Annotated in this window: 11 protein-coding genes; 9 read left to right on the top strand and 2 right to left on the bottom strand. The window is 47.1% G+C overall.

Annotated features, from left to right (window positions below; all coding sequences use genetic code 11):
* Position 1 precedes the first annotated feature (1 nt).
* The 7 genes from CZ502_RS09095 (at position 2) to CZ502_RS09065 (ending at position 6,796) form a co-directional block, all read left to right on the top strand.
* On the top strand, positions 2-607 hold the full coding sequence (locus CZ502_RS09095) for a YpmS family protein (protein WP_076461780.1): 606 nt from the start codon (positions 2-4) through the stop codon (positions 605-607).
* A gap of 10 nt (positions 608-617) precedes the next feature.
* Positions 618-842, top strand: coding sequence for a YozE family protein (locus CZ502_RS09090; RefSeq protein ID WP_076461778.1), 225 nt, complete (start codon positions 618-620; stop codon positions 840-842).
* Between the two features lie 11 nt (positions 843-853).
* Positions 854-1,726, top strand: a complete 873-nt coding sequence (gene ylqF / locus CZ502_RS09085; RefSeq protein ID WP_076461776.1) for a ribosome biogenesis GTPase YlqF — start codon at positions 854-856, stop codon at positions 1,724-1,726.
* Positions 1,719-2,489: a ribonuclease HII gene (gene rnhB, locus CZ502_RS09080; RefSeq protein WP_076461774.1), complete on the top strand. Its 771-nt coding sequence runs from the start codon at positions 1,719-1,721 to the stop codon at positions 2,487-2,489. Before ylqF ends, rnhB begins: the two co-directional genes overlap by 8 nt.
* Before the next feature lie 50 nt (positions 2,490-2,539).
* Entirely contained in the window at positions 2,540-3,403 is an 864-nt protein-coding gene (dprA, locus tag CZ502_RS09075) for a DNA-processing protein DprA (RefSeq protein ID WP_076461772.1), read from the top strand.
* Positions 3,404-3,535: 132 nt separating this feature from the next.
* Positions 3,536-5,659, top strand: a complete 2,124-nt coding sequence (gene topA, locus CZ502_RS09070; RefSeq protein WP_076461770.1) for a type I DNA topoisomerase — start codon at positions 3,536-3,538, stop codon at positions 5,657-5,659.
* 258 nt (positions 5,660-5,917) lie between these two features.
* Positions 5,918-6,796, top strand: coding sequence for an aldose 1-epimerase family protein (locus tag CZ502_RS09065; protein ID WP_076461768.1), 879 nt, complete (start codon positions 5,918-5,920; stop codon positions 6,794-6,796).
* Positions 6,797-6,952: 156 nt separating this feature from the next.
* Here the strand turns inward: CZ502_RS09065 and CZ502_RS09060 are convergent, their stop codons facing one another.
* Both CZ502_RS09060 and plsY read right to left on the bottom strand, forming a co-directional pair.
* Entirely contained in the window at positions 6,953-8,284 is a 1,332-nt protein-coding gene (locus CZ502_RS09060; RefSeq protein WP_076460150.1) for an ISL3 family transposase, read from the bottom strand.
* A gap of 214 nt (positions 8,285-8,498) precedes the next feature.
* A complete protein-coding gene (plsY, locus tag CZ502_RS09055) occupies positions 8,499-9,128 on the bottom strand; it encodes a glycerol-3-phosphate 1-O-acyltransferase PlsY (RefSeq protein WP_076461766.1) in 630 nt (209 codons plus the stop codon).
* 217 nt (positions 9,129-9,345) lie between these two features.
* On the opposite strand from plsY, the gene parE reads away from it, so the two are divergent.
* Positions 9,346-11,367: a DNA topoisomerase IV subunit B gene (parE, locus tag CZ502_RS09050; RefSeq protein ID WP_076461764.1), complete on the top strand. Its 2,022-nt coding sequence runs from the start codon at positions 9,346-9,348 to the stop codon at positions 11,365-11,367.
* A gap of 20 nt (positions 11,368-11,387) precedes the next feature.
* Positions 11,388-13,856: a DNA topoisomerase IV subunit A gene (gene parC / locus CZ502_RS09045; RefSeq protein WP_076461762.1), complete on the top strand. Its 2,469-nt coding sequence runs from the start codon at positions 11,388-11,390 to the stop codon at positions 13,854-13,856.
* Positions 13,857-13,904 lie beyond the last annotated feature (48 nt).

Below are 13,904 nucleotides of genomic sequence, written 5' to 3'. Positions count from 1 at the left end.
AATGGCAAAGGAAGAAAATAAAAAGAGCATTAACTGGTGGAAATGGGCTTTCATCTGCTTAGTAGCCGTCATAATTGTTAGCGGTGGTGTCGTCTTAAATAAGGCGACTGCGCCTGCCCCCACATCGACGGTTGCAAAAGCTGTTAAGCCGAGCGATTCATCAGTGACGGTGGAACTAAATAAGAAGCAGGTTAATGCCTTAGCAGCGAATTACCTAAACGAATTTTTGAAGGGGCAGAAGATAAAGTATGACTTTATCGTTGGCAATCGGTATGCAACCTTGACCGGGACGACTAAGTTTTTAGGGGCCAAGGTGCGCTTTGCAATCAACTTTGTCCCTGAACGGTTAAGTAATGGGAATGTTTTACTCCGGGCAAAGGGACTGACAGTCGGCCGGCTCAATATCCCGATTAAATTTGTGATGGGCTACATTGCGAAGAATTATGATATTCCAAAATGGGTAAAGATTGATCCGAACAAAAAGACGGTGTTACTTGACCTTAATCGTTATAGCAAACACCGCTCACTCAAGTACTCTGCCCAAGAAATTGATATGCAAAATGGCCGCTTTAAATTCTTAATTACGGTCCCAACAAATAATAAGTAGGAGGAACAAGATGCCACGAGAAAGTTTTTACCGTTTTTTAATGACCCAACGTAACCCAAACAGTGCCGACGAGATTCAGCAATTTGCCAACAACGCCTTTTTTGACACGGCTTTTCCTAAGCAGTCGGTTGACTTTGAGGAGATTTCAAAATACCTTGAAGAAAATGCTGACTACCTGCCGTCGATGACAATTTTTGATTCCGCTTGGCAACGGTACCTGGACGCAATGAATTAGGAGGAGATACAATGGCAACAATTCAATGGTTCCCTGGTCACATGGCCAAGGCATTGCGGCAAATCCGTGAACAGATGTCGTTAGTCGATATCGTCTTTGAACTAGTGGATGCCCGGGTCCCGTACTCATCACAAAACCCTGAAGTAGCCCTTGCTGCAGGGGACAAGCCCCGGCTACTGATCATGACCAAGACAGACTTAGCTGACCGTGGCCGGTTGAATAAGTGGTTGGCCTTTTATCAGGAAAAGGGGCAGCCGGTATTGGCCCTTGATTCCCGGCAGAGCAACGTTGCAAAGCTAGTAACCGCCAAGAGTCAGGAAATCCTTCATGATAAGCTGGCAGAAGAACAGGCGAAAGGGATGAAGAAGCGGCCAATTCGGGCAATGTGTGTGGGGGTGCCAAATGTCGGTAAGTCGACCTTACTCAACCACCTCGTCAAGAAAAACGTTGCCGCCACCGGAAACCGCCCCGGTGTGACGACCGGCCAACAGTGGCTGCGTTCTTCAGCAGAGCTAGAATTATTAGATACGCCAGGGGTGTTATGGCATAAGTTTGCTACCGCTAAGCAGGGCACGATGCTGGCACTGTCCGGGGCAATTAAGGACAGCCTCTATGCTAAAGATGATGTGGCCTTGTTCGCCCTTGATTATCTACGGCAAAACCAGCCAGAAAAGTTACAGGAACGCTACCACTTAGCTGCTAGTGACCTTGATGAAGCAGTTGGTAACCCCGACCTTTTGCTGACGATTACCGCCAAGATGGGCTTTCGTGATGACTATGACCGGGGGAGTGAACGGTTGATCTTTGACCTCCGGAAGGGCAAATTAGGACCGGTGACCTTGGAAGTACCAGCAGACTTAAACGAGGATGGGTTAAATGAGTAAGGAAACGATTAGCCAGGTTAAGGCCCGGCTGCAAGAAGTGACCAGTCTACATGACCCCTATGTGCAATCAATTGTCGATGACCAGCGAAAAGGGGTCCAACAAGCGTTAAACCAGCTGAAGCGCCGGTTAGACCGGCAACGGGCAGCTCAGGCAGCATTTAAGCAGCGGTTTAAGTATGAGGATTATTACTGGCAGCATGGTGCCCGCTATGTTGCGGGGATGGATGAAGTTGGGCGGGGACCGTTAGCAGGGCCAGTGGTGACCTGTGCGGTGATTCTCGACTCTTCCTTTGACCTGTTGGGGGTAACTGATTCTAAGCAGTTGACCCGCCACGAACGGGAAAATCTCTACTTGCAAATCGTGAATGAGGCAGTTGAGGTTAGCATTGCGGTCAATGACCAGGATAAGATTGACCAGCTAAACATTTATGCTGCAACCCAGGACGCAATGGTGCGGGCAGTTAACAACTTACACCACCGGCCAGACCACTTAATCGTTGACGCCGTCCCGTTAACAATTGACATTCCACAGACAACCCTGATCAAGGGGGACCAAAAGAGTATCAGTGTCGCAGCTGCTAGTATTGTTGCAAAAGAATACCGGGACCATTTAATGCGGGACTATGACCGGGTATATCCCGGCTACGGCTTCGCCCAAAATATGGGCTACGGTACTAAGGAACACTTGGCTGGCCTAGCAAAGCAAGGAGCGTGCCCAATCCACCGGCGTTCTTTTAGCCCTGTACCAAAATATTTAAAATAAAAAAGTGCAATTTTAAAAAGTTTCCGTATATATATTAGGGAGGCTTTTTTATGTTACAAGTAAAAGATTTTTTATTACGTTTAAGTTTATGCCGGGGAATCGGCTTAGTATCCAAGTTTCGTTTGTGGGAATGTGCCCGTGATTCGCGGTGCTTCAACAAGATTGATTATTTAATTGATCACGCTAATATCAGTTTAAAAAGCGCCACTGCCTTGAAGAACAACTGGACAAGTGAGGCCCTTGATGAGGCGGTCGCGATAAACCAGCAGGCGGATTTTATTACCATCGCAGATTCACAGTATCCACAAAAACTCCAGGAGATTTACTGCCCGCCGCTGGTTTTGTTTTACCGCGGTAATCTTTCATTGTTACAGCAACCAGCAATTGCGGTCGTCGGAACGCGGGAGATGACATCTTATGGCGAAAGTACCCTCCGTGGCTTGCTGCCACCGCTGATTAAAAAGCAGGTAGTTGTGGTTAGCGGATTAGCAAAGGGGGTGGATGGCCTTAGCCACCAATTAGCATTAAACTATGGTGGACCGACAATCGGCGTGATTGGTTGTGGCATTGACCAGGTATACCCGCGGAACCACCAACTCCTGCAAGCAAAAGTCGCTAGTCAAGGCCTGCTCTTATCTGAGTATGGGATTGGTGAACCGCCATTGGCTTACCACTTCCCCGAACGCAACCGCCTTATTGCTGGCCTCAGTGAGGTTGTCCTAGTCGTAGAAGCCAAAAAGCGGAGTGGCAGTTTAATCACCGCCAATATCGCCCTGGATGAAAATCGGTCGGTCTGTGCAATTCCGGGTCGGATCGATGCAGCCCTGTCGGTAGGGTGCAACAGTTTGATTGCGGCTGGTGCGAAACCTATTTTGACCGCTCAGGACCTGTTAGATGAATTTCGCTTGCTTTAGCTTAAGGGTTGATTTCTAACGGAAAGTTGATTAAAATACTTTCTTCAGTACAGATTATATTTGACAGATGATGGTCAAATGGACTAATAATATAATGAAGAAAATATAAAAAACGTTAGGAGCCTATTTTAGATGGCAACCAAAACCACAAAAACGACGACAAAGAAAAAGACAACACGTCGCCGTTCCAAAGTTAAGAAGAATTTGGTGATTGTTGAATCACCATCAAAGGCGAAAACGATTGGCCGGTTCCTTGGCCGCTCATATAAGGTAGTGGCGAGCCTTGGCCACATTCGGGACCTTCCCAAGAGTCGGATGGGAGTCGACATTGAACATGATTATGCCCCGGATTATATTTCAATCCGTGGTAAGGGGGATGTAATCAAGGAATTACGAAAGGATGCCAAAAACGCCAAGGCGGTTTACTTGGCATCTGACCCCGATCGTGAAGGGGAAGCGATCGCTTGGCACGTTTCAAATATTTTGAAACTAGATGATAATGAAAAGAACCGGGTTACCTTTAATGAAATTACCAAGGATGCGGTTAAAGAAGCATTTAAGGAACCGCGGACGATTAACATGGACCTAGTTGATGCCCAGCAAGCACGACGGGTATTAGACCGGCTGGTGGGGTATTCAATCAGCCCAATCCTGTGGAAAAAGGTCAAAAAAGGCCTGAGTGCGGGACGGGTACAATCAGTTGCCCTCCACCTAATAATTGACCGGGAAAATGAAATTAGAAACTTCAAGCCAGAAGAATACTGGACAATCGATGCTGAATTTAAAAAGGGTAACGATAAGTTCAAGGCAGTCTTCTATGGCGAGAACGGCAAAAAGGTTAGCTTAAAGAACAATGATGACGTCAAAAAAGTGCTTGCTAAGATTAACAAGCAAGATGACTTTACGATCACCAAGGTTACGCGGCGAGAACGGCGGCGGCAACCACAGCCACCGTACACGACCTCGACGATGCAACAGGATGCTAACCGCCGGCTTAACTTCCGGACCCGGAAGACGATGATGGCTGCCCAGATGCTTTATGAAGGGATTGATATCAAGGAAGGAGCGCCGGTCGGGCTGATTACCTACATGCGGACCGACTCCACCCGGATTGCGTCAATCGCAAAGCATGAAGCGTCAAACTATATCCATGAAAATTATGGTGGCGAATACGCAGCTGTTAAGCCGGTTAAGGGGAAGCTTCCAGAAGGGGCCCAGGACGCCCACGAAGCAATTCGTCCTACTTCCGTCTACCGGACGCCGGCGAAGATGAAGGAGTTCTTGACCAATGACCAGTACAAGCTTTATAGCTTGATTTGGTCGCGGTTTGTCGCTAGCCAGATGACAGCCGAAGTAACTGACACGATGAATGTTAACCTCCAGCAAAACGGGGTTGACTTCCGTGCTAGTGGCTCAAAGGTTAAGTTCCCTGGATTTACGAAGGTGTACAAGCGGGGGGCAGAAAAAGATAATGTCTTGCCAGAACTTGTTGAAGGTGACCAGGCGCAGATGGTGAGCGATGACCCTGCTCAACACTTTACCCAGCCACCGGCCCGTTATACTGAAGCGGCCCTGATTAAGACACTCGAAGAAAATGGTGTCGGTCGGCCATCGACTTATGCCCCGACTCTTGATACTATCCAGCGGCGTTACTATGTTCGGTTGGTATCCCGGCACTTCGAACCAACAGAACTTGGCGAGATTGTTAACCGGATCATCGAAAAGCAATTCCCAGACATCGTTAACGCAAAGTTTACGGCGGATGTCGAAGGCAAACTAGATGAGATCGAAGAAGGAAAGCAAAACTGGATCAAGGTAGTTGACCGTTTCTACCAGCCATTCTCTAAGGAAGTTGCAGCGGCTGAAGATGAAGTCGATAAGATCGAAATGAAGGATGAGCTGGCGGGAATTGACTGTGATATCTGTGGTGCCCCGATGGTCATCAAGATGGGACGGTACGGTAAATTCTATGCGTGCTCACGCTTTCCAAACTGTCGGAACACCAAGGCAATCGTTAAGGATACCGGGATTACCTGTCCAAAGTGTGGTCAAGGGACGGTTGTTGAACGAAAGTCCAAGAAGAATCGGACGTTCTATGGTTGTTCCCGTTATCCGGACTGTGACTTTGTTTCATGGGATAAGCCAATTGGTCGTAACTGTCCAAAGGATGGGCACTTCCTCGTTGAAAAGAAGGTTAAGGGCGGCAAGCAGGTTGTTTGTCCAAATGGTGACTACAAAGAAGAAGTTCAGAAGTAGTATTGTGCTTAATCTGTAGGTGCTTATAACCGTTGAAATAACAACGTTTTAACAATCGGATTGTAGGAAAGAAACCAAAATAAACCCCCTTAAGAGGGATCTAAGGGGAAAATTACTAGTAAAACCTTCAAACGGAGATTTACTAAAATTTACTACTAAAACTTATTGAAAAGGTTTCCAAAAGCTGTTATTGTGCATTTGGAACCTTTTTTATATAATGAATGTCAAACGATTATCAATCGAAGGGATCGATCACAAATGATTACTTTACAAAATCAACAATTAACAGTGCAAATTGATGAGTTAGGTGGCCAACTTCACAGCATCAAGCGTGCTGACAATCAGCTGGAATACCTGTGGCAAGGGGACCCGGCATCCTGGAAACGGCAGGCACCAATCCTTTTCCCGTTTGTTGGCCGTTTAAAAGATGACCGGTACCAGTTTGCTGGTCAGACCTACCACCAGACCCAGCATGGTTTTGCGCGTGATCGTCGTTTCGCAGTAATCAATCAGACGCCGACCGCGGTTGTGATGGAACAGCATGATGATGAAGAGACAAGAAAAGTCTTTCCCTTCGCCTTTCGCCTGGAGGTTAAGTACGAATTAGTTGCTGACCGCCTGATGGTTAAGTACACGGTAAAGAACCCGAGCGATGACGAAAGTTTGCTTTACGCAATCGGTGCCCACCCCGGTTTTAACATGCCGCTTACCAGTGCCGGTGACTTTAGCAATGTTGAATTAGCTGTCTCCCCGGCAGAGGAATATTCCCGGATTGTTTTAGACGGGCCGTACAATGATTCCGCCCACCCACAATTAATTGATATGACAAAGCCCAAGATGATTAGTCACGAGATGTTTGCCCACGATGCAGTCATCTTTAAGACTGATGGTGAACACTTTGCGGTAACCTTGACGGATAAGGAAAGTGCGCACGGAGTCACGGTTGACACCCAGGGAACGGAGTATGTTGGTGTATGGTCACAGTATCCAGCAGAGGCACCGTTCGCCTGCATCGAACCATGGTGGGGGATTGCCGATAACGTTAACGCAGATGGCAATTTACTTCATAAGCAGGGGATGCACCGGTTAGCACCAACCGAGAGCTGTGACTACCAATTTAGCATTAAGCCGTTTTAAAATAAAAACAGGGTCGCTGAAGAGCTTATTCTTCACCAACCCTGTTTAATTTTACTATTACATCGACATTGCAGGGGCTGGAAAGAAACTCAGCCTCTTTGCTATTTTAAAGGGCTCTTCGTCAAGAAGTACTGATAGAAAAAATTAAATAACTTTTCAAGCAGCTCGTGCCAGACTTTTGGTATGGGCTGTTCTTTTGTTTTTCCAATTGATGGCAATGTATGAATTTGGTAAAGCGAGGAGAATACGTGCCCGAAAGTTGAAGAAGTTCCGGAAACCATAAGCAGTCCGCTTAATTACTTTGATTTTGTTGTTAGTTCCTTCAACTGGCCCGTTAGTATAGTTGTCATATTTGAAGCTAGTGATGATCTCTGCTTTGTGTATGCGCAAGGTCCGTTGAACTTTTTGAAGTGGTTGTGGCAGAAGGGTCCATTTAATAGCGAGAAGATGGTTGAGTTCTTTCTGATCGCGGTGGTTGATTGCGAGAATCAGGTCTTGGTAATAGCGATACGCCTGTCTTAGATCATCGTCGTAGGAAAGCAAGCGATGGACTACTTCAACGTCGGTTAATTGCGCATAGTGAAAGTTACGGCGCGACCAGTAATTATCGTATTTAAGGGAAGCTGATGGCGTTAAGATCAGTTTCCAGAAACGTTTTAAGGCCCGCCATTGATGAGTTCCTTTACCAGCACGATTCATTGCCTTGATTCTGATTTTGTTTAAGGCCCGGTATGCTTGTGCGACCACGTGAAAGTGGTCGGCGATAATTAACGCATGAGGGAAAAGCTCATGAATTAAATGACGATAGGGAGTATATAAATCAACAGTAACCGTTTGTACGGCCAAACGAGCGGAGCGATCATAGCGGAGAAAGTAGTTATATAAGTAACGGCTGCGTCGTGACAAAATAATGTCTAAGGTGCGTTTATTTTCAATATTCATTAAGATCATACTCATGTCACTGGGCGCAAATCGGCCAGATTTGAAGTCATCAAAGGCGATGTGGCGTGGTAACCAATGATAATTAGGCTTAAAGACTTGATCGAGGTTAGAAATGATGCGTCTGACAGTCCAATCAGAGACACCAAAAGATTTGGCAATATCAGTTTGCGATTCATTAGTTGATAATTGCATCATAATACGCTGTTTGACGGCTAAGGCGATGTGATGACGATATTTAAGATCAGTAACCTTGGCGAAATCAGTAACGGTCTTAGGACAATTTTCTGAAGGCTTACAGATATACTTCTGCTTGCGAATTGACCAAATGGTTGGCTTGTAGTGCAGCGATGGCCCTAAACTCCGCACAGTTTTAAAGCCATTCTTGCTCATTAATTGTCCGCAAAGAGGACAATGATGGGGATAACTTTGCGTAAGATGGACAACGATCAAGTTACCTTGATCCTCAATCGGGTTTTTGAAATGTTTGATATCAAGTTCAAGGTGGCGATCTTTAATTCCTAAAGCAATTTTGGTAGAATAATTCATGAAAGATGGTCCTTTCTTAAACGAAGACGGGGTCCAACCATCTTTCGTTTTTTTATTTTAAATTTTAAAACAAAATAAGCACCGATGTTAAATCCATCAGTACTTAAAATTGTAGACCCTTTTAAAGATATTAATGTTACAGCGCGGTAGCCGGGGTGCGACGCGGAGCTAGTCTGAACGTTGATAAATCAACGCCCAGAACACCTAGCCATCCTCACTCCCTTTTGTGCTTTTGACGAAGGTAGTGGCCCAAGCCAAAGCTAACCATTGATTCTTTTCCTGCTAGAATTCGGCCAATGTTCGCTTTATGGCGGTATAGGACCACCAGGGTCAAAAAGCCAGCTACTGCGGAAAGAATCCAGTCGTGTTCGCACAAGGCAATCACGAAGATCGTTGTGATCCCGATGATACTAGCTGCACTGACCATACTTGTCAGTAGGATCACGCTGATAAAGATTAGGCAGGCAACGCCAAATAGCGGAGGATTGTAGGCAAGTAAAATCCCGGCGCTAGTCGCCACGGCCTTTCCACCATGAAAGTTATCAAAGATTGAAACGGTATGGCCAAGACTAGCAAAGAGCCCGATTAATAGCGGGTTGACGCTGCTTGAAACACCTAAAAAGTATGGCTGGCTAGCAGCAAGCGTCCCCTTTAAGATGTCGCAGATTAACACAACAACCCCTGCCTTAGGTCCAAGTGTCCGAAAGGTATTGGTTGTTCCGATGTTGCCACTGCCGAGCTTACGGATGTCCTTATGGTAAAAGTATTTACCGATCCATAGACCTGTTGGGATTGAACCAAGAAGGTAGGCGATAATAATCATCCCAATAATTTTGATAGTCATAATAATAGCTCCTTAAATAATAGCTTACAGCATTTAAGAATAGCATGAATAGGAAGTTTACACCACAGCAATGGCGAGATTTATAAATTGTCATTTGCTTATGGACTAAGATTTGAGTATTATTCAATATGGATGCTTTTGTTTGAGAAAATCTTTACATTAGGTAAAAATAAATGGTACAATGATTTTTCGAACATACGTTTAAAATAAATTGGCAATGGGAGGTCATTTTGTGGCCAAGAAAGAAGTAAAGTATGATGCCTCATCTATTCAGGTCTTAAAGGGCCTTGAGGCGGTGCGTAAGAGACCAGGGATGTATATCGGTTCCACTGATTCGCGGGGGCTTCACCACCTGGTATACGAGATTGTTGATAATGCCGTTGATGAGGCATTATCAGGATACGGTGATGAGATTAACGTCACCATTGAAGCAGATAATTCAATCACTGTTCAAGACCATGGACGGGGAATGCCAGTTGGAATGCACGCTTCTGGGAAGCCAACGCCGGAAGTCATCATGACCGTCCTTCACGCCGGTGGTAAGTTTGGGCAGGCGGATGGTTACAAGACTTCTGGTGGTCTTCACGGGGTGGGGGCCTCAGTGGTTAACGCCCTGTCGACGCATTTGACCTTGACGATCGTCCGTGACCACGTCCGCTACCAAGAAGTGTTCAAAGATGGTGGTCAACCAGTCGGTACCCTTAAAAAGTTAGGGAAGACGACGGACGGCAACGGGACGACAGTTTCATTTAAGCCGGACCCACAAGTCTTTACGACGACGGTTTACGATTACAACACCCTTGCTAACCGGCTGCGGGAGTCGGCATTCCTGTTAAAGGGGATCAAGATTGTCTTAACCGATAAGCGGGCGGGCCAAGAAAAACAGGAGGTCTTCCAGTACAACGACGGTATTCAAGAATTTGTTACTTACCTTAACGAGGGTAAGGACGTTTTAGGGAAGGTCCTTTACTTTGATGGCAAGCAAGACGGGGTCGAGGTCGAAGTAGCTGCCCAGTACAATGATGGCTATTCAGAGAGCCTCTTATCCTTTGTCAACAATGTGCGGACACCTGATGGGGGGACCCATGAGGCCGGTTTCCGCAATGCGTGGACGAAGACCTTTAATGAGTATGCCAAAAAAGTTGGCTTACTCAAGGAAAATGATAAAAACCTTGAGGGGAGTGACGTCCGCGAAGGGTTGACAGCGGTTGTCTCCGTGCGGATTCCAGAACGGCTGCTCCAGTTTGAGGGACAGACAAAGGATAAGCTGGGGACCCCAGAAGCAAGAAAGATTGTTGATGCGATCGTTAGTGAGCAGCTAGGTTATACTTTGATGGAAAACGGTGACTTTGCCCAGATGCTGATCAGAAAGGCATTAAAGGCTCGTAAAGCCCGTGAAGCAGCACGAAAGGCCCGTAACCAGGCCCGTGGTGGTAAGCGCAAGAGCAAGAAAGAACGGAACTTATCCGGGAAGTTAACCCCTGCCCAGTCAAAGAATGCAAAGAAAAATGAATTGTTCTTAGTCGAAGGGGACTCTGCCGGCGGTTCGGCAAAACAAGGCCGTGACCGGAAGTTCCAGGCGATCCTGCCGCTCCGGGGGAAGGTGCTCAACACCGAAAAGGCCAAGCTTGATGACGTCCTTAAAAATGAAGAACTGAACACCATTATTTACACTGTCGGGGCTGGCGCTGGTTCAGAGTTTAACGTAGAAGACGCGAACTACGATAAGATCATTATCATGACCGATGCCGATGATGATGGTGCCCACATTCAAATCCTGTTACTGACCTTCTTCTACAAGTACATGCGGCCAATGATTGAAGCTGGGAAGGTCTACATTGCCCTACCACCGCTGTACCGTCTGCAACGCGGGCGGGGCGCAAAGACGAAGATCACCTATGCTTGGACTAACGAGGAACTGACCCAGTTGACCAAAAAGATGGGCAAAGGAGCACAATTACAACGGTTTAAGGGGCTTGGTGAGATGAATGCGGACCAGCTCTGGGAGACGACAATGAACCCAGAGACGCGGACCTTGATCCGGGTCGGAATCGAGGATGCAGAACTGGCTGAACGACGGGTAACCACCTTGATGGGGAATAAGGTTGAACCACGACGGGAGTGGATTGAAGAAAACGTTCAATTTACCCTTAGTGATGACCAAGAATCAGACAAGCTCGTTGAAAACAAGGGACAGTTACCAGCAAAAAAGGAGCCAACGATTAGCACCTGGAATTAAAGAGAAGGGAATAAAGTTTTGTGAGAAACGGAAAAATTGAAAACATGACCCTTGAGCAGATCATGGGTGATCGCTTTGGGCGTTATTCAAAGTCAATTATTCAAGAGCGGGCGTTGCCGGACATTCGTGATGGCTTAAAACCGGTTCAGCGCCGGATCTTATTTGCCATGAATAAGGATGGCAACACCTATGACAAGGGCTTCCGGAAGTCAGCCAAGTCAGTGGGGAACGTGATGGGTAATTTTCACCCCCACGGTGATAGTTCAATTTACGAAGCCCTAGTGCGGCTGAGCCAGGACTGGAAGCTACGGGAGCCATTGGTTGAGATGCACGGAAACAATGGTTCGATGGATGGGGATCCGCCAGCTGCCATGCGTTACACTGAGGCGCGACTGAGCAAGATTGCCGGTTTGATGTTGCAAGATATCGATAAGGATACGGTCGAGATGACCCTTAACTTTGACGATACTGAAAAAGAACCGACTGTCTTGCCAGCGCGGATTCCCAACCTCCTTGTTAACGGCGCCACCGGGATTTCGGCGGGGTATGCTACTGAAATTCCGACCCACAACTTGGGAGAAGTGCTCGATGCCTTGATCTACTTGATTAAGCACCCCGACGCCTCCCTTGATAAGCTGATGGAATTCATCCCCGGTCCTGATTTCCCCACTGGCGGAATTATCCAGGGCCTTGATGGTATTCGGAAGGCTTATCAGACCGGTCGTGGCCGGGTAGTTGTCCGGGCCAGGACGGAAATTGAAACCCTTCGTGGTGGCCGTCAGCAGATTAACGTGACGGAAATTCCATACGAGGTCAATAAGGCCCAACTGGTTAAGCGGATCAATGACTTACGCTTAGCAAAGAAGGTCGAAGGGATTGCGGAAGCACGTGACGAGACTGACCGGAGTGGGTTGCGGATTGCCATTGAGCTGAAGCGGGGCGCTAATGCGACGGGAATTCTTAACTATCTGTTGAAAAACACTGATTTACAGATTAATTATAATTTCAACATGGTGGCAATTGATGACCAGCGCCCAATGCGGGTTGGCTTAAAGCATATCTTGACTTCCTACCTAGAATTTCAAAAGCAAATTATCCGGCGGCGGACCCAGTTTAACCTGCAAAAGGCGCAACACCGGCTCCACATTGTGGAAGGGTTAATCAAGGCCCTTTCAATTCTTGACCAGGTGATCAAGACGATTCGGGCAAGTAAAAACCGGAAAGATGCAAAGGAAAACCTGGTAAACGAGTATGACTTCACGCCAGAGCAGGCAGAGGCAATTGTTACTTTACAGCTGTACCGGTTGACGAACACTGATGTCACCGAGCTTGAAGAAGAGCAAAAGCAGTTAAATGCGAAGATTGCTGAATACCAGCTGGTCTTAAACGACGATAACGAGTTAGCGAAGGTCCTTGCCAAGGAAATCCGGGCAATTAAGAAGGCCTTTGGTAACCCGCGGCGGACCAAGATTGAAAGCCATGTTGAAAAGTTGGAAATCGACACGAAGGTTACGGTGGCAAACGAAGATGTGGTTGTTTTAGTTTCCCATGCGGGGTACATTAAACGCAGCAGTATTCGTTCCTTCAAGGCTTCGGCGGCGGATGAAAATGGCTTGCGGGAGGATGATTACCCGTTATTAGTTCAGCAAACGACGACCCTTGCCCACCTATTTATGTTTACCAACCTTGGTCATATCATCTACCGGCCAGTTCATGAACTTACCGATGCCCGGTGGAAAGATACGGGGGAACATATTTCCCAAACGATTGGGCTCGCCGACGATGAAGAAATCATTAAGGCAATGATCTTTGATAAGCTTGACCAGCCTGGAACGATCATTATGGGCACTAGTGATGGCCAGGTTAAGCAAACGGCCTTCGTTGATTACAAACCAGGTTCGCGCTACAAGAGTCACGCTAGTGTTGCCATTAAGCTCAAGAGCAAGGATGCCCGGGTGGTCAGTGTTGACTATTATGAGCCAGCTGATGTAAACCAATCACTGCTGACGATTACCCGCCAGGGCTACGCGGTCCGCTTTGACGTTGCTGATGTACCGGTGACCGGGATTCGGACGGCTGGTGTGCGGGCGATTAACCTTAAGGATGATGACTACGTGGTTGACCAGGTGATGGTTGCTGATGGGCAGCGGGTCGCTGTCATTACCCAGCGCGGCGCATTTAAGGAGATGCCAATTGATGAGATTGAAGTTGGCGCCCGGTCGCGGCGGGGAGAATTAGTCCTTCACCGGTTGAAGGCCCACCCGCATGAAATTGCGGACTTCTTAGCTTATGATGCTGATTATCAAGGCGCATTTGAAATCATTACGGACCGGCCAGTCTTCCAGGATGTGATGGCGACTGACCACCACCTCGGCTCCATTAAGTCCAACGGGACATTTGTGGTTGACACGGATACCCAGGGGATGCCGGTGAAGTTGCGGCAAAAGATAAGCAACGTGCTCAATGAAGAACCAGTTAATCAAGAATAGATAAAGAGACAGACGAAAACTCGCTTCGTCTGTCTCTTTTTGCTTAGC

Source organism: Limosilactobacillus caccae (genome assembly GCF_900156885.1).
Taxonomy (GTDB): Bacteria; Bacillota; Bacilli; order Lactobacillales; family Lactobacillaceae; genus Limosilactobacillus; species Limosilactobacillus caccae.
This window is presented reverse-complemented; position numbering and strand designations above follow the sequence as displayed.

What these genes read in the sequence shown, in the direction of transcription:
- dprA (WP_076461772.1), top strand. Translation starts at nt 2,540, where the DNA reads ATGTTACAAGTAAAAGATTTTTTATTACGTTTAAGTTTATGCCGGGGA.
- rnhB (WP_076461774.1), top strand. Translation starts at nt 1,719, where the DNA reads ATGAGTAAGGAAACGATTAGCCAGGTTAAGGCCCGGCTGCAAGAAGTG.
- CZ502_RS09065 (WP_076461768.1), top strand. Translation starts at nt 5,918, where the DNA reads ATGATTACTTTACAAAATCAACAATTAACAGTGCAAATTGATGAGTTA.
- plsY (WP_076461766.1), bottom strand. Translation starts at nt 9,128, where the DNA reads ATGACTATCAAAATTATTGGGATGATTATTATCGCCTACCTTCTTGGT.
- parE (WP_076461764.1), top strand. Translation starts at nt 9,346, where the DNA reads ATGGGAGGTCATTTTGTGGCCAAGAAAGAAGTAAAGTATGATGCCTCA.
- CZ502_RS09060 (WP_076460150.1), bottom strand. Translation starts at nt 8,284, where the DNA reads ATGAATTATTCTACCAAAATTGCTTTAGGAATTAAAGATCGCCACCTT.
- ylqF (WP_076461776.1), top strand. Translation starts at nt 854, where the DNA reads ATGGCAACAATTCAATGGTTCCCTGGTCACATGGCCAAGGCATTGCGG.
- topA (WP_076461770.1), top strand. Translation starts at nt 3,536, where the DNA reads ATGGCAACCAAAACCACAAAAACGACGACAAAGAAAAAGACAACACGT.
- CZ502_RS09095 (WP_076461780.1), top strand. Translation starts at nt 2, where the DNA reads ATGGCAAAGGAAGAAAATAAAAAGAGCATTAACTGGTGGAAATGGGCT.
- CZ502_RS09090 (WP_076461778.1), top strand. Translation starts at nt 618, where the DNA reads ATGCCACGAGAAAGTTTTTACCGTTTTTTAATGACCCAACGTAACCCA.